This is a genomic window from Streptomyces sp. NPDC093097, from assembly GCF_044754325.1.
In the GTDB taxonomy this organism is placed as follows: Bacteria; Actinomycetota; Actinomycetes; order Streptomycetales; family Streptomycetaceae; genus Streptomyces.
The window spans coordinates 69,152-87,756 of record NZ_JBIVOW010000029.1; the positions used below are offsets into that span (position 1 = coordinate 69,152).

At 71.1% G+C, this 18,605-nt stretch carries 15 protein-coding genes; 6 read left to right on the plus strand and 9 right to left on the minus strand.

The genetic code is table 11. The annotated features are described in order from the left end of the window. Positions 1 to 54: 54 nt before the first annotated feature. From ACIQE0_RS34620 to ACIQE0_RS34660, 9 genes are all read right to left on the minus strand, one after another. Positions 55 to 1,023 (minus strand): NlpC/P60 family protein, encoded by a 969-nt coding sequence (locus ACIQE0_RS34620; protein WP_402339373.1) that lies wholly within the window; start codon positions 1,021 to 1,023, stop codon positions 55 to 57. After that, a complete protein-coding gene (locus tag ACIQE0_RS34625) occupies positions 1,020 to 3,479 on the minus strand; it encodes a hypothetical protein (protein WP_402339375.1) in 2,460 nt (819 codons plus the stop codon). The genes ACIQE0_RS34620 and ACIQE0_RS34625 overlap by 4 nt, the downstream gene beginning before the upstream one ends. Further along, entirely contained in the window at positions 3,476 to 5,800 is a 2,325-nt protein-coding gene (locus tag ACIQE0_RS34630; RefSeq protein ID WP_402339378.1) for an ATP-binding protein, read from the minus strand. Before ACIQE0_RS34630 ends, ACIQE0_RS34625 begins: the two co-directional genes overlap by 4 nt. A gap of 221 nt (positions 5,801 to 6,021) precedes the next feature. Further along, entirely contained in the window at positions 6,022 to 6,645 is a 624-nt protein-coding gene (locus ACIQE0_RS34635; RefSeq protein ID WP_402339381.1) for a hypothetical protein, read from the minus strand. After that, a complete protein-coding gene (locus ACIQE0_RS34640) occupies positions 6,642 to 6,947 on the minus strand; it encodes a hypothetical protein (RefSeq protein ID WP_402339384.1) in 306 nt (101 codons plus the stop codon). Before ACIQE0_RS34640 ends, ACIQE0_RS34635 begins: the two co-directional genes overlap by 4 nt. Continuing rightward, positions 6,947 to 7,975 carry a conjugal transfer protein gene (locus tag ACIQE0_RS34645; RefSeq protein ID WP_402339387.1) on the minus strand — a complete coding sequence of 343 codons (1,029 nt, stop codon included), beginning with the start codon at positions 7,973 to 7,975 and terminating at the stop codon, positions 6,947 to 6,949. Before ACIQE0_RS34645 ends, ACIQE0_RS34640 begins: the two co-directional genes overlap by 1 nt. Next, complete coding sequence (locus tag ACIQE0_RS34650; protein ID WP_402339389.1) at positions 7,975 to 8,253, minus strand: hypothetical protein; 279 nt, start codon at positions 8,251 to 8,253, stop codon at positions 7,975 to 7,977. Before ACIQE0_RS34650 ends, ACIQE0_RS34645 begins: the two co-directional genes overlap by 1 nt. A 44-nt stretch (positions 8,254 to 8,297) precedes the next feature. Further along, positions 8,298 to 9,161 (minus strand): hypothetical protein, encoded by an 864-nt coding sequence (locus tag ACIQE0_RS34655; RefSeq protein WP_402339392.1) that lies wholly within the window; start codon positions 9,159 to 9,161, stop codon positions 8,298 to 8,300. Positions 9,162 to 10,166: 1,005 nt separating this feature from the next. Beyond that, positions 10,167 to 12,536: a hypothetical protein gene (locus tag ACIQE0_RS34660; protein WP_402339395.1), complete on the minus strand. Its 2,370-nt coding sequence runs from the start codon at positions 12,534 to 12,536 to the stop codon at positions 10,167 to 10,169. An 82-nt stretch (positions 12,537 to 12,618) separates the two neighbouring features. Between ACIQE0_RS34660 and ACIQE0_RS34665 the strand changes: the two genes are divergently transcribed. The 6 genes from ACIQE0_RS34665 to ACIQE0_RS34690 all read left to right on the plus strand — a co-directional run. Further along, a complete protein-coding gene (locus ACIQE0_RS34665) occupies positions 12,619 to 12,819 on the plus strand; it encodes a hypothetical protein (RefSeq protein WP_402339397.1) in 201 nt (66 codons plus the stop codon). Between the two features lie 314 nt (positions 12,820 to 13,133). Then, on the plus strand, positions 13,134 to 13,616 hold the full coding sequence (locus ACIQE0_RS34670; RefSeq protein WP_402339400.1) for a hypothetical protein: 483 nt from the start codon (positions 13,134 to 13,136) through the stop codon (positions 13,614 to 13,616). Next, on the plus strand, positions 13,613 to 15,805 hold the full coding sequence (locus ACIQE0_RS34675; RefSeq protein ID WP_402339403.1) for an ATP/GTP-binding protein: 2,193 nt from the start codon (positions 13,613 to 13,615) through the stop codon (positions 15,803 to 15,805). Before ACIQE0_RS34670 ends, ACIQE0_RS34675 begins: the two co-directional genes overlap by 4 nt. Positions 15,806 to 15,814: 9 nt before the next feature. After that, positions 15,815 to 16,762: a replication-relaxation family protein gene (locus ACIQE0_RS34680; protein WP_402339405.1), complete on the plus strand. Its 948-nt coding sequence runs from the start codon at positions 15,815 to 15,817 to the stop codon at positions 16,760 to 16,762. 14 nt (positions 16,763 to 16,776) lie between these two features. Beyond that, positions 16,777 to 17,106 (plus strand): hypothetical protein, encoded by a 330-nt coding sequence (locus ACIQE0_RS34685; RefSeq protein ID WP_402339408.1) that lies wholly within the window; start codon positions 16,777 to 16,779, stop codon positions 17,104 to 17,106. Positions 17,107 to 17,192: 86 nt separating this feature from the next. Beyond that, positions 17,193 to 18,605 (plus strand): hypothetical protein (locus ACIQE0_RS34690; protein ID WP_402339410.1); only part of this gene is annotated, 1,413 nt, incomplete at its 3' end.

Consider the following 18,605-nt stretch of genomic DNA (forward strand, 5'->3'; position numbering starts at 1 on the left):
ACCTTCGACAAACCAATGGGACGAATGACAAATGTGATGGGAACCTACAAGGACTCAGGCCACGCGCCTCACGGACCACGTGTACTGCTCCCAGTAACCCGCGAGACTGATCACCTCGACGGCTTTCCCCGGCCTTGGCGCGTCGACCATGCGGAAACCACCCGCGTAAATCCCGACGTGCCCCCACCCCTCCTTGTCGAAGATGATGAGATCTCCAGGCTGCATCTGATCGCGTGGTACGGGGGTGCCAGCGTGCCGTTGTTCCTGGGAGGTGCGCGGCAGCACCACGCGGTGGCGGGTGCCTTGGTGCACGGCGTATGACGTGAGCCCGGAACAGTCGAAGCCGCCGCCGCTCGGCCCGTTGATGGTGCCGCCGCCCCAGACGTACGGGACGCCGAGCTGCCCGAGCGCGGCCTGCATGATCGCGTTCCCGGAACCGCCCCCGCCCTCTCCCTCCCCCGGCCGAGGCGCGGCCGCGGCGTAGGCGTGGGCCTGGCCGAGGACCCTGCGCACGTACCAGTCGGCGTGGTTGTAGGAGTAGATCGCCCGGTACAGCCCATCCTCGGTGTCAGTCTTCGCGCCGTTGGCGCACAGCATCCGGGCCGCGGCATACACCGCGTCCGCGGGATCCCATGGCGTGGGCGGGGCCGCGCCGCCGGGCGGCACCGGGTGAGCGTAGGCCGTGAACGTCGAGGGCAGGAACTGCATCGGGCCGACGGCGCCGGCTTCCGAGCGCATGGTGGGGTGCCGGCCGTGGTCGGTCTCGACCTTCCCGACCGCGGCGAGCACCGACCAGTCCAACCCCCGGCAAGCGGCGGGCGCCGCTTGCCGGTAGAGCGTGAGCATCTGCGGCGGGATGTCGCCGACCTGACTTCCCGGCGGGAGATTCCCAGAGGCGTTCTGCGTCTCTTGGTGCCCGGCGGCACCGTTGGCGACCGCGGCGACGAACAGCACCAGCACGCCGATCAGTGCCATGGCCACGCCGCCGAGGCTGGCGCCGGCCGCCAAGAGGGGGCGCTTCATGAGCGCCTCCGTGGCCGGCGCGGCGGCTGGTTGGGGCGGCGCGGCGCGGCCGGCGGCGTGCCCGTTCGCCCAGGGTGCGGGCCGGGGGCTGGGTTGGCTGGGGCGCGGGTCCGCATCCGGTGCAGCCGCTGCTGCAGGCTGGCCTGCTGACTGGAGGCCGGCGGGGTCAGCGGTCGTTGCGGCACGCGCCGGGCCCGGGAAGACCGCGACCCTGCTGCCGGCCGTGGTGCGGCGGGAGCCGGCCCCGGGCGAGGCATGCGACCGCGCGGCGGGACAGTCGCGCGGGTGCCGCTGGTGCCCCGTGCGGGACGGGGGCGGGCCGGTAGGGGCGGCATCCCGTTCCGGATCAGGGCCTGATTGCGCAGCCAGTGCCCGCCCACCCCGGCGAACCATCCGGAGGCGAGCTCTCGGGCCTGCGGCTCGTAGAGGGCGCGCGCGGCCTCCAGCCTGTCAGTCAACTGCGAGGCGGCGGTGGCCACCTGACCGGGCACCGCCTGGACGGCTGTCGCGGCGGTGCGGGCGGCACGCGGGCCGTAGACCGGCAGTCCGACTGTGCTCTGCAGTCCGAAGCGGCCCAGCCGCAGCCCGGCCCGGCCGCCGGCCCGCATCGCCCGCTGGGTGCCTCGAGCCAGACTTCCGGCGCCGCGGGCCAGCCGCAGGGACAGGGCGCGGGCGGAGGTGGCGCGGCCGACACCGCCGAGTGCGCCGGCCGCTCCGCCGGTGGCGGCCATTGCCCCGAGCATCAGCCCGGCTCCCACGACCTTCCCCAGCGTCCCCCGGCGTCGCCCGCCGACTGGCCCGAGGGCGGCGGGCGGGTTGCTGCCGCCCAGCGGGGAGGCGCCGAGCCGGCTGCGTAGACGCGCCGTGCCCTGGCTGGTCGCCCGCATCAGGCGCTTACGGAAGACGATCGCGGCGGCGCACAGGATGTCGACGAGGACGAAGCGCACGATGATGCCGCCGGGGATGTCCTGCGGCTGGGCGGCGAGCACGGCGGTGACGCAGACGACGAAGACCGCCAGCGCGATGACCAGGGTGACCAGGAGGGCCAGGCCGCGGGCGATGGCGGCGGCGCGCGACCACAGCCAGGCCCGGCCCGGGCCGGGGAGGGTGCCGGCGATCAGGGCACAGCGCAGCAGCATCGCCTCGATGGCCAGCCAGGCTTGCGCCGTCAGGTAGCCGGCGGCCAGCGCGATGATCAGGGCGCAGAGCAGCAGTGCGGCCACCAGCATGAAGCCGGCGCCGACCAGCTTGTCGACGCTCGCCTTCTTGGCCACCTTGGCGTCCGGGCCGACGCACGTCTTCTCGAACGTCTCGCCGGGTTGGACACCTGTGCTGTCGGTGACCCACTGCAGGCCCTTCTCCCGCAGCAGGTCGGTGAACTTGCCGCCGAGGCCGGGCACGAGGAGGTCGCCACCGCTGGGCACATCCTTGGCGTCTTTGTTGGCGTCGGCGAGTTTCTGGTTGTAGATGGCCTGGCCGATGCGGGAGGTGACGAACTGCCACGCGCATTTTTTCTCGCCGGAGTTGGTGAAGGTGCGGCCGTAGGACAGGACCATCGCGGGCTGGACGACGAAGGCGTCCACCATCTGGTCGGTGATCGGCGTGACAATCCCATACAGCGGATCGGCCGCGGTCGGATCGTCCTGTCCCATCACCACGGAGGCGACCGCGATGCCCAACTCGCGTGCCTTGCCCACGGCCCCGTCCTGGGGGCCAAGGAGTTGCTGGGGAGGGGAGGCGAGCGAGGTGGCGGCCAGCGCTCCGATCATCAGGGAGGCGAGGAGTTCGCCCCAGCCGCGCGAGCGCCTGCCGAACCACAGGTGCCAGGCGGCGGTGACCCCGGAGAAGACCAGGAACAGCGACGGCAGCCCCATCGACAGCAGCACGTGGGAGTACAGCGAGTCCGACACCGCCACCGCCGGCCTGAGGAGCGCCTCAGCCAGCTTGAAGCCCAGCGCCCAGGTCAGCAGCCAACAGGCGAACGCCACCAGCCACTTCACGCCCATGAACAACAAGCTCGTCAGCCAGGCCTCGACCTTCAGGTCCCAATCGTCCCAACTGCCGCTGTCCACATCGACGGTGAACGCGGACACGGGGATGCCGATGTCGTTGGTGACCTGAAAGGAGTCCAACAGGTCGCCCTTGCCCACCCCCAGCTTCATCAGCGTCTTGCGGAGTTGCTCCTTCTGCGTCCGCTCCGTACCCGGGGCACCAGCAGCCAGCACCATCGACCCTTGCCCAACCGGCACCCGGGACGGCAGCGCGGCAGACACGGGGCTGCCACCGCCCTGAACAGCAACCGGCGGGGCGGCCGGTGCGGTGGCCGGTGTGGCGAGGGCGGGATGGCCGGCCAACAGGACCGTCACGGCTGCCGCGACGCCCAGCAGCACCAGACACCGCCACACGGAGCGTCCGCCCGTGTGCCGGAGCAGCCCGGCCAGGCCCCGCCGCGTCATACCGCACGCACCGGGTCGGAGTGGATCGCCTCCGCCGCAACCGGGTCGGCGGGCAGCAGCACCTGCATGCCGCCAATGCGCCCAAACAGATCGCGGTGCAGGCACTCGCCGGCCCGCTGGGTGCGGACGTCCTCGGCGACGTCGATGGGGGACAGGCCGGCGGTGACCATCTCCACCAGGTCCTCGTCATCCGGATCGAGATCGAGGAACTCCAGACCGCGCTTGGCGAGGGTGACGTCGGTCTGCCGGAACAGGTACTTCCTGGGGAACAGGCCGCGCAAGATCTCCCCGGTCTGACTGCCGCTGCGCCCGATGTCGTCGGCATCGTGGGAGCCGGCCAGGACGCCGGCGTCGTGCTTGCGCCCATCACGCAGCAGCTCCAACAACAGCGCCTCACCTTCCGAGGAAGACGTCAGCCACCAGCACTCGTCCCACACCGCCACGCAGAACTCCGCCGGATCGGCGAAACACACCTCCCGACAGATCGCGGCGATCAGGTACAGCGCGGCCCGCCCAAAGACCTTCTCGAACTCCAGCTTCGCCAGCCGATCCGCCGCCAGCTCGTGCTCCCTGGGCAGCGCCAGCTGCGCCACGGAGAACACGACGGTGTCCGCCGCACTGGTGTCGACCACCGGCAGCGCCGGGTCGAAGATCATGCGCGCCAGGTCCTTGCGGGCCACCGCGGTCAACTTCCGCGCCAACGCCTGCGCCGCCGGCTCCCGGGTCCCGCGCTGCCGCAGCTCCATCACCAGAGCGGCCATCGACGGCGCCGTTCCCGCCAGGACGGTCTCGACCGCCTCGGACAACACCACGCCTTGGTCCTCCATCGGCGCCACCCCCAACAGCAGCGTCAGGAACGACTCGGTGCGGCGCTGGGCCTCGGCCCGGTCGTGGATGATCCGCAACGGATCGAGCGAGACGCGAGCCTGGCCGGTCAGCGTGATGACCTGCGTGGTGCCGGGGCACGCCCGCGCGAAATGCACCCACTCCTGCTGCGGGGTCCGGTCAACGATGACAGCCCGCCCGCGCCGCAGATGCTGCGCCGGCCGCCGGCCAGCGGCGAGGATCGCGTAGACGGCGGCCTTCATCGCCGTCGACTTCCCCGCGCCCAACTCCCCGATGAACGCCGCCGAGGCACTGGTGCGCCGCCGAGGCCCGGCGGGCCAGTCAGCGTGAACGGGGCGCAGCCCGCCCCCGGCCAACTGCAGCCCGAACAACGGCCCGCGCCCATCCCCGAGGGCAGTGCCCGCGAACGGCGCGGCCATCGCGAAGTCCCGCGCCAGCAAGATCTGCGCATAGTTGGCCATCACCTGCGGCGTGCGGGCGCCGGGCAGCATCCCGTAGAACAGCTGCCCTTGGGCGCCCAGCGGACGGACGAAGGTGTAGTCGGTATCGGCAAAGTAGGTCCGCACCTCCGCGCACCGAGCCTCCACCTCAACCGGGGAGCGGCCCCACACGCACAGCGTCCCCATCGCCTGCACCTCGACCTCCCCCTTGGAACGCGTCAACGCCGCGGCGTAGTCGCCGATGCCGTCGGCCGCCTCCAGCACGCGATCGGGCACCCCAGCCGGCTCGCCGTCGTACTCCTCGGGCTGCTGCGCCAACTCCCGCGCCTGCCGCCGCGCCTTACGCTCCGCCTCCGTGCCCGGAGTGACCCTCAGCCGCACCGTCCAGTCCACGGGGAACGCGAACTCGTCCAGCCGGGCCAGGTACTCGCTGCCGGGGAAGACGAAGTGCTCAGGCATCTCGGCGAGCGTGAGGAACGCCTGGTAGGAATCACCCCACTCGGTGGCCACCTGCAGCCACCGCCGACCGAACGCCGAGGACCGCCCCGCCGGACCCTCCCCGGCCTCGCCCTGCTCCGGTTCAGCAGGGGCGGCGCCTTCGGCGAGCACGACCTGGCCGAGGGCGGCCGCCCCGCGACCGCGGCCACGAACCTGCCCCTGGCCAGGTTCCGGCAGGAGCGGTTCGAGGACACCGCGGCGGGCGCTGTGGCCGTAGATCCACAAGATCTCCGCCTCGCTCGCCGGCCGCAGCCGAATCGTCGACGGCCAGGACGCCGCCATCTCCCGGGCCTGGCCGAGCCGACGGACCTCCTCGCGGGCTGCGACCGGCGCCGGCAGCAACCCCAGTTGCAGCGCCATCTCCGCGCGGGCCGCCGCCCACGCCATCCGCGCGGAGTCCGCCCCGCCACCGGCCGGAAGGGGCACAGCCAGGAAGTCGGCGCGGCCGGTGAGCTCCAGGCCCTCCAACTGGTCCAGCACCCGAAGCGCCAGCGCCGCGTACCGCTCGCTGGCCGCGAGATCAACGCCGTCGGTCATCCGCCGAACCACCGCCGCCGGATCCACTTGCGGGCACAAGCTCAACAGCATCGCCTCGCCACGCAGGCCCTTCACCAAGGCCTCGACCGCGCGCAGCCGCTGCTCCTTTGCCCCGCGCGAGGCATACGCGTGCCCGCCGGCCTCCACCCGCCACAACGCCCAGCACGTACCGTGCCGCGTCCAGATCACATTGCCGGCCACATGCCGCACCGGAACCCGCATCACTCAGCCACCCCGCCGTCGATCTTGTTGCTCGCTGCACGGGACCGTGAGGTCAGCAGCGCACTCACGCCCGACATCACCCGCGCTCCCGCCTCTGCCATGGCCGGCTGCTCCGGCCGGCATCCGGTCTCAACGCCGCTGTCAGCGGGCGACAATGAGCGCTTGTCCACCGCCGGGGCCGGGGCCGTCGCGGGTGCGGGTACGGTGTCGACGGTCGTCCAGGACACGGTGCACACCCCCACCAGCCGCCCACCGCGGCCGGCGCGCACCGGCCGGCCCTCGATCCGACCGCGGCCGCCACTGACCGCGAGCCCAAGGACGCCGGCGGCAACGGCGAACGGGTTGCGGCCGTCGACGCTGATCCGCCGGACCGCCAACGCAAGGGCCCCGGGCACACCGACCAGCGGCACCAGGTCCACCAAGCCGTGATGGGCCCACACCGCACGCGTCACCACCAGCAGCCCAAGGGCCGCGACGGCGACAACGATCTGCGGCCAGGTATACGGCCCGCCGGGAATCCGACCGCCGCCCGGCCACCGCCCCACCACGTTCTGATGCCGACGCGCCTTGGTGAAGCAGCGCCCCACCAACGGCTCGCCAGGGCCGGCCGCGTGCGTGCTCACGACGCATCCTTCGGCGCGCCCAGGCGGTCGACGATCTGGGCGGGCGCGTGCGCGGACGAAGCCGAGCCGGAGTTCTTGATGTCCTCGCCGACCTTGTCGCGCAGCGCGGTCATGTTGACGACGAGCGCCATCACCACCGCCCCGCCCACCGCTGCGACCGCGGCCTTGAGCACCGACTTGGTCTGGCCCCAGACGACAGCGACGGAAACCAGGTACATGCAGCCCAGCACCCCCACGATCAGGAGGGTCTTGAGCTGGCTGGCGAGGTTGTTGGCGTCCGAGATGATCCCAGCGAGCTGCATCACGACATTCCTCCAGAGGAGTTCGAGGGGGCGAGGGTGGGGGCGACTTCGAGGGCGGCGACTTCCCACCGGCCGCCGCGGGAGCGCAGTTCGAGGGCGTAGGTCATCGGCCGCCCGCCGGCGCCGGGGCGTTCACCGGCGACGTCGACCAGGAGGTGCCGCGTGACGCCGTCCGGCGGGACCTGGGCCGCGGCGCCCTCGGCCGGCCCGGACCCGTGCTCGGAGATCTGCGTGACCGTCACCGCCGAGTACGGCGCCGGCCGGATCGCCCGCACCGTCGCGCCTGGGGAGAGGTACCGCTCGACATCGCCGCGGCCGGCCAAGTACGCGCCGAGGAACCCCTGGACGGTCGCGGCGGCCGGATCACTGGACGTCGGTGCGTGCGCCGCTCCGTAGGCCAGGTCCGGCGCCGAGCCGGCCCGGGCCATAGGCGCGGCCACCTCGGCGGGCAAGGCCACCGCCACCCAGCGCTCTGCACCCGCCTTCCCCACGGCCCGGACGGGCACCTGGAAGTAGCGGACTCGGCCAGCGCCCTTGCCGCGATGGTCCAGGCGCGCGGCGACGGTGACCGACCAATAGCCGGAGGCGACCTGCCGCACCCGCACCGCGGACACCGAGCGCGCCGCGGCCGCGCCGCTCGCGCTGGTGCTGGTCTCCCAGGACATCCCGCGCGCCGGCGGGTAGTAGGCGGCGACCTCCTCAACAGCCGCGTCACCGGAGCCGGCGTTGAGGTAGGCCGCGACGTACAACTCGGCGAAGCCAGCCGGCGCCACCGCGTCGACGGAGGACGTCACGGTGCGCGGCGCCTCGGCCCGCACCGGCGCTGGGCCCGGCCGCGCGTTCGTCGCCAGCGCCCAGCCGCCCAGCAACGGCCCGGCCAACACCAACGCCCAAGCCCCCCACCGCACCACCGCGGTGAAGTTCGCTACCGCTCCGGTGGAGACCGTCGCCCAGCCCGGGGCTGCCTCGGAGGGGGCCCTGAGCTCCTCGGCGTCGACGGGGGCCGGCTTGTGCTTGCGCAGCCGCATCACGCCGACCTCCGCAGACGCAGACCGTGGCCGCTCAGCTCCGCGATGCGGTCGCGCAGCTCCTGCTCCGGCCGCTGGCGCAGAGCGTCGACCGCGGCGAGCGCACCCTGCAGGTGTTCACCGGTCAGCAGTTGCACGAGGCGGTGGTGGGTGGTGGTGTCGAAGGGCTGGTCGACCAGCGCGGCACCCAGCATGATCAGCATCCGCCGGGTAGCGCTTACGCGAGCTTCTTCCTGGTCCAGCCGGCAGCCGGTCACAGCTGCTGTGGTCGGGGTCATCGTCAACTTCCATCCCTGGTTCGTCGGTTCATGGGGGCGTCGGGTTAGGCGGTGGTGTGCAGGGACGCGGTCAAGCGGGAGACGGCCCGGCTACGGCGCTGCCGAACCGCGGCCGCGGAAACGCCGGCGGCACGGGCGGTGTCGTTGTCGCGAGGAGCGCCGGCGCTGTAGTGCTCGGCGATCCAGCGGGCTTCGTCTGCGCTGAGTACGTCGTTCTCCAGCGCGTCGAGGACGAGCTCCAGCACCTGCAGCCGGGCGACGGTGATCTCCTCGTCGTCACCGGCGGCGTGCAGACCATTGGTCGCAGCGGCCAGGCGCACAGTGGTCAGGCAAGCGGAGTCCGGCACGGGGACGAGATGCTCGGCGGCCTCGGTGAGCGCCTGGCCCAACTCCTCGCGATCGGCCGCCAACTCCCGGCACACCCGACGCAGCGTGTCCAGCGCCACGTTGGCCGCAGGTCGACCGCGGCGGTGATGAATGCAGCCACTGCGTGCGGTCTCGTACAGCGCGGCGATCACGATGTGACCGACGTCGTCGTGGGTACGGCCGCCGAAGGGACGGACCTGGCTCCGGGCGATGCGCACCGTGGCCGGCAGCATCGCCTGCACCACGATCCGCGCGGCCAGCGTGGCCGACCGGCCACGGTCCGCTGCACGCTTCAACAGGACACGCAGCACCGCATCGGCCAACTCGTCGGACGTGGCCGATCCGGCAGGGCGCAGCGCGGCCAGCAGCTGCTCCGGCCCGAGCGTGCGAACCCAGGACGCGGTCGCGGCGGCGACGTCGTACGCCAGGTGATCGGCCATCAGCCACTCGTAGACGGACGCCCGGACATCTGTGTCGGCGCACAGCGCAGCCCACTCATCGTCCAGTCGACCGAAGATCCCGCCAGCCGGGGTCACGTTCACGGCACGCTCCTTTCGCAGCTCGTGCCGTGAACTCTCCTCAGCAGGGGTTGCCCAATGGCCTGCCCGCAGCCCTAAAACAACAGGTCACGGGCATGCCCACGCAATGGGCATGCCCGTGCCGGCACCGGGGGCATGCCCAGGCAAGCCGCAGCGCAGCTCGGCATCGTCAGGCTTGAGGGCACACACTGGTGCGGTCGGCCGTGCAGTCGGCGGCCGAGAGGACGGTGGCTGATCGAGTGGCGGACCGAAATCGCAACCCGCCGGGATCGGCCAGGGGCGATGGCACCCGCCGATGGCCGATCGGCAGTGAACGAACGGAAGCCGGCGGCCAGCGCTCGCCGAGGACCGCGCTCGCAGCCCGCGCGGCGCCGACCAACCGAGGAGCTACCACCGTGGAGGCTGCGTCCGCCGCTGCCCCACCGAGCGGAAGTACGCGTGGGCCGCTCCGCTCTCCGTCCACCATCGCCAGCAACCGCGACAAGAAGACCGCCCTACAGCCCCGTGGGCAGAGATACCCCGAGGCATGCCGGAACAGAATGGGCCAGGTCCCGCGGTATGCCCAGCACGCACCGGCGGGCATATCCCGGCACAACGATTGTCGCGGTCATCGCCGCTCGAAGACCGGCGCCCGGTCGGTGCTCGGAGCGGCCGATGGCACACGGTCCTGCTCGCCTGGGACGGGCCAGGCCGATGCCGGCGGCCTGCAGCCCGGCCGGCGCGGTCGTCGCCAGCGGCACGCCGTAGCGGGCCAGCCGCAGCGGCATCAGCGCATCGCCCGCGGCGATCCGCCGCCACCGCCGGCCGTACTTGGCGCGCAGCCGGGCTCGGCAGATCAGCTGCCAGCGCGGTTCGGTAGGACCGGATCTTCCAGAGTTTCATCCGCGCCACATGGCAGCCGTGGCAGTCGGAGCGACCTGGGATCGGATGGGACGGGCAGTCTTAGCCGGCATGCATTTCGCGGTGAACAGGCCGCCAGGAAGGCCGAGTGCAGGCGACGTCTCCTGCTCATGACCAAGGGAGTGTGGGTGTGCCGTCCGGATCCAGCCCGTACGGCCACCTCTCTTTAAAAGGGACGATGCGGGCGCCAGCGTCGGCGGCTCGGAGGTAGAAGGCTTCAGCGCCCTCGTCATCTCCGACCCTCTGTCTCATAAACGCCAGACCGGCGAGGAAGCGTGGGTCGCCGGTGTCGATGGCCTGCTGGATGAGGGCTTCAGCGCCGTCGCTGTCTCCGGCCTTCTGCTTCATCTGTGCGAGCAAGGCTAGGGCGAGGGGGTTGCCGGCGTCGGCGGCTTGATAGTAGAGGGCTTCAGCGCCGTCGCTGTCTCCGGCCTTCTGCTTCATCTGTGCGAGCAAGGCTAGGGCGAGGGGGTTGCCGGCGTCGGCGGCTTGGCGGTAGAGGGCTTCAGCGCCATCGCCATCTCTGCTCTCCTGCCTCATAGCTACCAGGAGAGCTAGGGCGTCGGTGTTGCCGGCGCCGGCGGCTTGGCGGTAGAGGGCTTCAGTGCTTTCGCCATCTCCGGCCTTCTGCCTCATAGCCGCCAGGAAGACAACGCCGAGGAGACTGCCGGCCTCGGTGGCCGCCTGGCTGAGCGCTTCGGCGCCCTTGCGATCTCCAGCCTCTTCCTTCAGCAGCACCAGGTCGATCAGAGCGCGGGTGCTTCCGGCGTCAGCGGCTTGGCGGTAGAGGACCTCTGCACCATGGCTATCACCGGCCCTTTGCCTCATCATCGCCACGATGGCCAAGGCGTTGGCGTCGCCAGCGTCAGCGGCTTGGCGGTAGAGGGCTTCTGCGCCGTCGCTGTCTCCGGCCTCATCTCTCATCTGCGCCAAGATGGCCAGGGCATGAGCGTTGCCGGCGTCGGCGGCCCGGTAGGCGAGGTGGTAAGCCCACTGCAGACGACATCGGTCTTTGGCTGCGCCGGCGAGATTGGTGAGGTCGTCGGGCTGGGTGAGGTGGGTATGGGCGGCGGCCCAGAATGAGCTCGGTGGGCACAGCGCCCGGCGGGCGTTGCGGCTGTGCTGTTCGAGGTAGTCGGCGAGTCGGAACACTGGCCCTGCCACCGGGAGGCGCGTAGTGGCGGGTGCCGGGCTACCAGGCGGGCGGCGTTTGGGGCGCGCGTTGGAGCGGCGCAGGGGTGCTCGTTTGCCGTGGACGGGGCGGGCGAGGTCGGCGAAGGCCGCTTCGGCCCAGTCATCGGTGAGTTCGTCGTAGTCGTGGTCGGTGAGGTAGTCGATCGCGGCATCGGTGAGGAACGGCTGAGGGAGGTGGAGGCCAACTCCCAGGCGGCGCGCGTCCATTGCAGCCTCCAGCATGGCCTTGACGGCCGGTGTGCCGTGCTCGTAGCGGCGCAGCAGTTCGGGAGCTCCGGCCAGGTCTTGGGTGATCCGTCCGTCGGTGCGGGCTCGCGTGAGGGTGTCGGCCAGCAGTCGGTCGCCGTTTTGCGCGAGAGTGGTTGCGGTACGCAGTGCCTCGTGGTCGAAGGTGTCAGGGACGATGAGGGTGCGTGCGGCGAGGAGTTCTCTGACCCTGCTGTGCGGGTCCGGGGCGCCAGGGTGGGGCAGGGCTGTGTACTGGTCGGCATACTCGGGCCAGAGGGTGCCCAAGACGAGGACCGGTCGGCGGTTGGGGTGGGTGAGGAGGGTGTGGAGGGCAGCCGCGACCTGTTCGCCGACATGGGGGTTGCCGAGATAGTGCTGGGCTTCGTTGAGCCACACCACCGTGCGGGGGGCCACATGTTCGAGTTCATCGAGCGCGGCTTCGGCCCGGGTCGGGTCAAAGGGGTGCCACAGCCGCCATCCCTGGGCCGCGAGTGGCTGGACGGCTTCCCAGCAAGCTCTCGTCTTGCCGGTTGAGGATGTTCCGACCAGGACCAGCATCCGACTGTGCCCCTGGGCGGCTTCGGCTACCGCCGTCGCCAGGAACCGGTCGTGACCGCGCGGGACGTAGCCGGGTAGCACTCGCTCCGGCGCAGCTCCCTGCCGGCGTCCGCCCGAAGCAGTTCCCGCAGGGTGGACCTCTAGGTCGTGGGGGTTCCACTCGCCAATGGGCTTGCCTGGGGCCAGATCTTCTGCATGCACAGGCCCGTTCTCTCCGGCTGCGGTCCGCCGGAGGTCCAGCAGTTCCGTGTCTGGGAGAGACAGCGCGCCGGCCAAGGCCATGATCGTCGCACTTGACGGAGGGGGTGCGTCGGCTCGGAATGCCTCCTGAACGGTGGTGCGGCTTAGCCTTGATTGGGTGACGAGCTGGGTCTTGGTCAGCCGGGAGCGGGCCAGCGCGTCGGTCAGTTTCTCGCGGAGCTTGGTGAGCGCCGCCTCGCGCTCGCCGTGTTTCTCGTGCACCTGTCCCACCCCAGCTGTGTGTTCGCTGTTGTTCATCTTCGTCCGGCCGGCCCATGGCGAACACCGTTTCCGCGACATTCGGACACGTCAACATCCCACTGTCTACCGGGAGTCTGTCGTGACCCGCCTCGCCATTGTTCTGCTCACCATCGCGCTGATCTTCATGTTCGCGCTGCTGATCGCCGCTGCCACGGGCACTCTCGCCCGTCTCGACGGCGCCACCTACCCCGCCGCCCTCATGCGGGCCGCCACTGCATTCGCCGCGGTCCTCACCCTCGCGGCTGCCGCCGCTGGAGCACTCGTTCAGTTCCTCCCCTGACCGACGTCAAGTGCGCTGTCCGCATCGTGCGACCGAGCCGAAGCCACCGTTCGCGCACCAGACAAGCAGCACACAGTGCCTCGGCTGTTCGGCACGGGTCGGCCATGGCGGTCGACAGCGAGGCGCCCTCACCGCGGGATTGCCCGGAAGCCTGCCCGCCGCCAAGGCCCGTGACCAGGACGCGAGGCATGGCAGCAGGCATGCCCATTGGCACCCAAAAGGTAAAAGGAAAGAAAAGTTCGAGCGGTGCTGTCACAAACAGCGCTCCAGCACGACTTGGTCCGGGCGAGAGATCCCCGACCGCTGGAGGCCCCGTGCACACCACCGACCCCCTACCCGGCGTCACCACCGCCCTGAACGCCGCGCACCTCATCGCCAGCAGCGCTCCCTACCTCGCCCTGCTCGTCCTCCTCATCGGCATCGCAGCCGGCCTGAACGCCTTGCGTCGCCGGCGCCGCGCGGACGCCGCCCTAACGGATCGGGTCATGGTCGAGCTCGTCCCCACCACCACCTTCAACCCTCGCTCCGAGGAAGTCGCCCGAGCCGGGCACCACTTCGCCCGCATCCGCCACGCCGCCGGCGACATCCCACCCCGCGGAGCTGCAACGCGCCTGCACTACACCGTCAAAGACGGCCAGATGCACTGCTACCTCGAGGGCCCCGCCACCGCGGCTGCGGTGATGCGCATGCCCGCCTACGCCGAGGTCGACGTCCGCACCTCCCAAGCCACGCCTCCCACGCACTCGGTGCGCTTCGCTCTCGCCCAAGACGCCCGCCGAGGGAACGCCCGCTCATGACCCTCGTCGACCTCACCAAGCACACCCTCACCCCCACCCCCGTCCGCCCCGGGCGACCGACGTACACCGAGCGCGTCGAACTCCTCCTCGCGCTCTCGGACAACCGGCCCCTGGCCACCCTCGACCTCCAACCGGATCCGCTGCAGCACCTCGCCGCCGCCCTCGCCGACATCCGCAGTGACGCCGACGAGACCGCCGACATCTGCCTCGACCTGCTCCCGGTCAGCGAACGCCACCTCGCCCGCCGACGCCGCGCCCTGATGGCCGCGGCCCGCCGACGCGGCCCGTCCGCCTACGGCGAGCGCCTGACCACCGACACCGTCTCCCTGGCCGGCCTCGGCCACGGCATCGTCGATGCGCTGGCCACCGACTGGCGCGGCCACCACACCACCAAGACCCCCCAACGCCTGCCCCGCATGTCCGACATCCACGACACCGTCGGCAAGTTCGCCCCAGGCAACACGGTCTTCGCCGTGCAGCTGCTGCTGCGCACCACCGCTCCCCACGCCCAGACCGCCCGCGCGCGGATGAACCGCCTCCTGGCCGCGCTCGCCACGACCAGCGGCCAGAACCGCCTGCGCCCCTACCGGCCCACCTCCCGCCACGCCATCGCCGCGTTCGACCACCGGATGGAGACCGGGGCGTTCGCCCCGCGCCGCCGGCAATGGCTGACCGTCCCCGAACTCGCCGGATTCCTCAAGCCCCCCACGATCCACTGCGCGGGCAGCAACCTCGTGCGCTCCGGCGGTCTGGTTCCACCCGCCCCGGCCACGCTTCCCGTCTACACCGGCCAGCCCGACCTTGTCCCGCTCGGTGCCGTCGTCTACCCCGACGGCACCGAGCGCATCGGCGCGACCCGCACCGAGGACCTCCTCTTCGGCCTCCAACTCGGCAAGTCCGGCTACGGCAAGACCGAAGCCGCCCTACTCCAAGCGATCGCCCTGGCCCACACCGGCCACGGCGGCTGGTTCCTCGACCCGCACGGCGAAGCCTGGGCCCGCGCCCGCCCCTACCTCGCCCACCCGCACCTCCAAGACCGGGTCTGGGAGATCAACCTGGCCACCCCCACCCTCGACCAACACGTCGTGGGGTGGAACCCGTTGTCGATGGAGCGACGCCACGCCACCCACGTCCAGGACATCGTCCGCACCGTCACCGAAGGCATCGCCGCCGCCCAGGGATGGGGAGACCAAGCCCCCCGCGCCCGCACCATCTGCGCCCGCACCACCCAGGCCCTGGCCCACCTCGCCCTCAAAGCCGTAGCCGCCGGCCGCCCCGACCTCCAACCCACCATCTTCCAGATCCGCACCTGGCTCACCGACGACGACTGGCGTGACGCCCTCCTGCCTCACCTGCCACCCACCATCCAGAACTACTGGACCACCACCTTCCCGCGCCTGGCGGAAAACGCGGTGCCCACCGTCACCTACGCCATCGACCGCATCGACACCTCCCTCTCTCTCCGCGCGTTCTTCGGCCAACCGCAATCCGCCTACGACGCCCGCACCGCCATGGACACCGGCCGGACCGTCTTCATCTGCCCCTCCGGCTCCGAATCCGACGCACTGGTCGCCTGCCTGCTCATCCACGACCTCTACCGCGCCGCCCTCTCCCGCCAGGACATCCCCCGCGCCGACCGCCGCACCTTCTGGGCCTGGGGCGACGAACTCACCGCCCTGGACGCCTCGTCCAAAGGCTTCCTGGCCGCGATCGCCGAGCAGGCCCGCAAGTACGAGCTGCGCTTCCTCGGCATGACCCAGATGGCACTGCGCCTATCGGCCACCACCCGCCAAGCCCTGCTGCAAAACCAGTCCCTGCTCTCGACCTGCGCCGCCGACCACGACGAAGCCGCCCTCATCGCCCGCCGCTGGAACGGCCAGGTCACCACCGAAGTCATCACCCAACTGCCCAAGTACCACTACCTGATGTCGATCGCCCTGAACGGCCAGCCCACACTGCCGTTCCGCGTCCGCGGCCTGCCCATCGACGAAGTCTTCGCCGACTACCACAACCCCCAAGGCATGCCCGCCCTCGACCAGGCCATCAACACCAACCTCCACCGACGCCCCGCCGGCGAAGTCCTCGCCGCCCTCGAAACCCTCGACGCCGACATCCGCACCCTGTTCACCACCCCACCCACCCCGCAAAAAGACAGCGCCAGCAACCCCTCGCACACCCGTCTCGCCTAGGAGCCCGCCATGCCCCACCCCCGCTACCCCCACCCCGTCGCCGCCGGCGCCAGCGTCACCGGCCAACACGCCCTGACCGCCCTCTACCAACACCGCCTCGTCTCCACACGCCAACTCCACCGCATGATCACCCCCCACCACACCCGCTCCGAATACCTCCGCCGCCAACTGCAACTCCTGCGCGCCGACGGCCTCGTCGACTGCGTCAACCGTCGCCGCCGCGGACAAACCGAACTGCTGTGGTGGGTGACCCAAGACGGCGCCGACGCCGTGGAAGCAACAGGCCTCCTGCCCAAGCGCCCCTACCGCATGAACCGGCATGCCGCGGCCGGCCCCTTGCAAGAGCACACCCTGGCCAACGTCGAAACCGGCCTCGCCTTCCTCACGCACGCCGCTCGCTTCGGCCACGAATGCGGCCCCCTCGACTGGACACCGGAAGTCGCGCACTACTACCGCGCCGACGACCGCCCCGGCGAAGACCTCGCCCTCATCCCCGACGCCGTCCTGCACTACGTCCACGCCGGCACCGACCAGCAGCGCACCCTGCTGACCCTCTTCCTCGAAATCGACCGCGCCCAAATGACCGTCGGCCGCCTGGCGAACAAACTGCACGCCTACGCCGCCTACCACGCCTACGCCCCCCAACCCCTCGCCCGCGGAGCACGCCGAACCACCAAGCCCCAGCTGGCCTGGCGCAGCCGCTACCCCGTCTACCCCCGCACCCTGCTCATCCTCACCGGCGCAACCCCCGCACAGCTCCAGCGACGCATCACCGACCTGCGCAGCCTCGTCGCCGCCGACCCCGACATCACCACCGCCGGCATCCGGGCCGGCGTCACCACCCTCGACCAACTCACCGACCAGGGCCCATGGGCCCCCATCTTCACCTCGGTCCTCGGCCCGCCCACCCCGACCGACCTCTGGCTGACCACCACCAACCACGCCACCGCGGCCTGACCGACGAGGACCTCATGCTCTGGTTCACCACACCCCAGCCGACCCCCGCCCCCGTCGCCGAGGCCCACCAGCCCTCATGCGCACAGCTCGCGGACACGCCCCGGCCACACAGCCCACTGATCACCGAGCTGATGGCCCTGTACTGCCACACCCGCCCCATAGGAGCACTCGCCGGACAGGAGCAGTGCGCGGAGGAATACCGCAGGATCGCCCGCGCCGTCATCCACCACATCTACGAGGGCTGGCAGCAGCAGACCGACGGCCGCGGCGTGATCGACGACCTCCTCATCGCCCCCCGCACCCCACCAGGCCGCACGCCAGCGCAGCACCACCTGGCGCACTGAAAACACCGGTGGCCGCGGAGTCATCACCTCCGTGGCCACTGAACGCTTCACGACTGCCGACCCGGCGAGCGAAACGCACCCTCATCATGCACAGCCACGCCACCAGCGACCACCAAACCGAGCAATCTCGCCCCACACGGCCAGAATTCACCCTCATCCACGACGTCCGTGACCAGGAGCGGGAGACCACCGCCTCCCGTCAACTACGCCGCAGCGACGACTTCCTCGACGCCGCCCACCACATGATCACCAGCGGCTACCACCCCAAGGCCGGCCCCACCACCCTGCGCCTGGCCCGCATCTTCGCCGCCAGGATGCGCACGAACCGCGAGGGCCACTTCGCGTTCGCCGCCGACACCACCGCCCGCGCCCTCGGAGTGTCCCGCCGCACCGTGATGTACGCCGCCCGAGTCCTCCGCGAACTCGGCCTGATCGCCTACATCGAGCACGGCACCAAGACCAACATCCTGCGTACCAAGGGCACCTGGCACCCCGGAGACGGATACCGCGGCACCGCAACGCTCTTCGCCGCGGTCGCCCCACCCGCCTACGACGCAGCCCACGGCCGCCGCCTGGCCGGACACGGCTACCACGCCCGCATCATCGGCGTAACCCCCCACGGCCGACGCCGGGCAATCGCCGAAGCCCGACGCCGCGCCACCGCCAAGGCAGCACGTTGCACCCCTTCTGTGGTGATCACCACAGACCACCTCCAGCCACAGGTAGACGGGAGAAAGAACAACACGACGCGCAAGCACACCCCGCGCAAAACCCCCACCTGCCCCCGACGAGCCACCCCGCGGACCACACCGGCACGCTGCGCCCACAACATCGCCGTCGCCGAGCAGATCCAACGCGAGATCTGGTGGCTCCACCGCACCTGTTCCCGCAAACTCGCCTACGCCCTACGCCCCCTGCTGCACGCCAACTGGACCAGCCACAGCCTCATCGCCGAACTGCAGACCTGGGCAGTCCCCGGCAACCTGCGCGACCCCGCCGCCTACGTCCACCACGAACTCGCCCGCCGCCAGCACACCCACGAGCTACCGCCCACCACCCCCAAAGTCACCCCCGCCGCCCCGGCCGACGAGAACGCCGAGCGCTACGCCGCGCTCCTGCGCACCCTGAACGGCACCACCAGCTCAGCCTGGAAACACTACGAGACCCAGCTGCGCCCCGAGCTGCGTAAGGCCCTTGCTGCGCTTCGCACACCGCCGCGGCGACCGGTGCTGCTTCGAGCGCCGGTACTTCGAGAGGCAGAAGAGGTGTTTCAGCAGTCGCTCCCGGTCGCTGACGAACTCTCGGCGCTGGAGGTCTATCACCGCCGCGTCCACGGCGGTGCCGTTCCTCGGCAGGGGGCCAGCCGCCAAGGGTGGATGGACGCCTTGCGGGATCAGCAGGCAGCCGAGCGGGCGTTCGCTGCTCTCCGCGCCGAGTTGGAGGACCGCGTCGGTTCTGTCACCGGTGGGACCGAAGGTGGGACCCTGGAACGGATGCAT

Excerpts from the sequence above, each read along its gene's own strand:
- ACIQE0_RS34620 (WP_402339373.1), bottom strand. The coding sequence starts at position 1,023 with ATGAAGCGCCCCCTCTTGGCGGCCGGCGCCAGCCTCGGCGGCGTGGCC.
- ACIQE0_RS34625 (WP_402339375.1), bottom strand. The coding sequence starts at position 3,479 with ATGACGCGGCGGGGCCTGGCCGGGCTGCTCCGGCACACGGGCGGACGC.
- ACIQE0_RS34630 (WP_402339378.1), bottom strand. The coding sequence starts at position 5,800 with ATGACCGACGGCGTTGATCTCGCGGCCAGCGAGCGGTACGCGGCGCTG.
- ACIQE0_RS34640 (WP_402339384.1), bottom strand. The coding sequence starts at position 6,947 with ATGCAGCTCGCTGGGATCATCTCGGACGCCAACAACCTCGCCAGCCAG.
- ACIQE0_RS34645 (WP_402339387.1), bottom strand. The coding sequence starts at position 7,975 with ATGCGGCTGCGCAAGCACAAGCCGGCCCCCGTCGACGCCGAGGAGCTC.
- ACIQE0_RS34650 (WP_402339389.1), bottom strand. The coding sequence starts at position 8,253 with ATGACCCCGACCACAGCAGCTGTGACCGGCTGCCGGCTGGACCAGGAA.
- ACIQE0_RS34660 (WP_402339395.1), bottom strand. The coding sequence starts at position 12,536 with ATGAACAACAGCGAACACACAGCTGGGGTGGGACAGGTGCACGAGAAA.
- ACIQE0_RS34675 (WP_402339403.1), top strand. The coding sequence starts at position 13,613 with ATGACCCTCGTCGACCTCACCAAGCACACCCTCACCCCCACCCCCGTC.
- ACIQE0_RS34680 (WP_402339405.1), top strand. The coding sequence starts at position 15,815 with ATGCCCCACCCCCGCTACCCCCACCCCGTCGCCGCCGGCGCCAGCGTC.
- ACIQE0_RS34685 (WP_402339408.1), top strand. The coding sequence starts at position 16,777 with ATGCTCTGGTTCACCACACCCCAGCCGACCCCCGCCCCCGTCGCCGAG.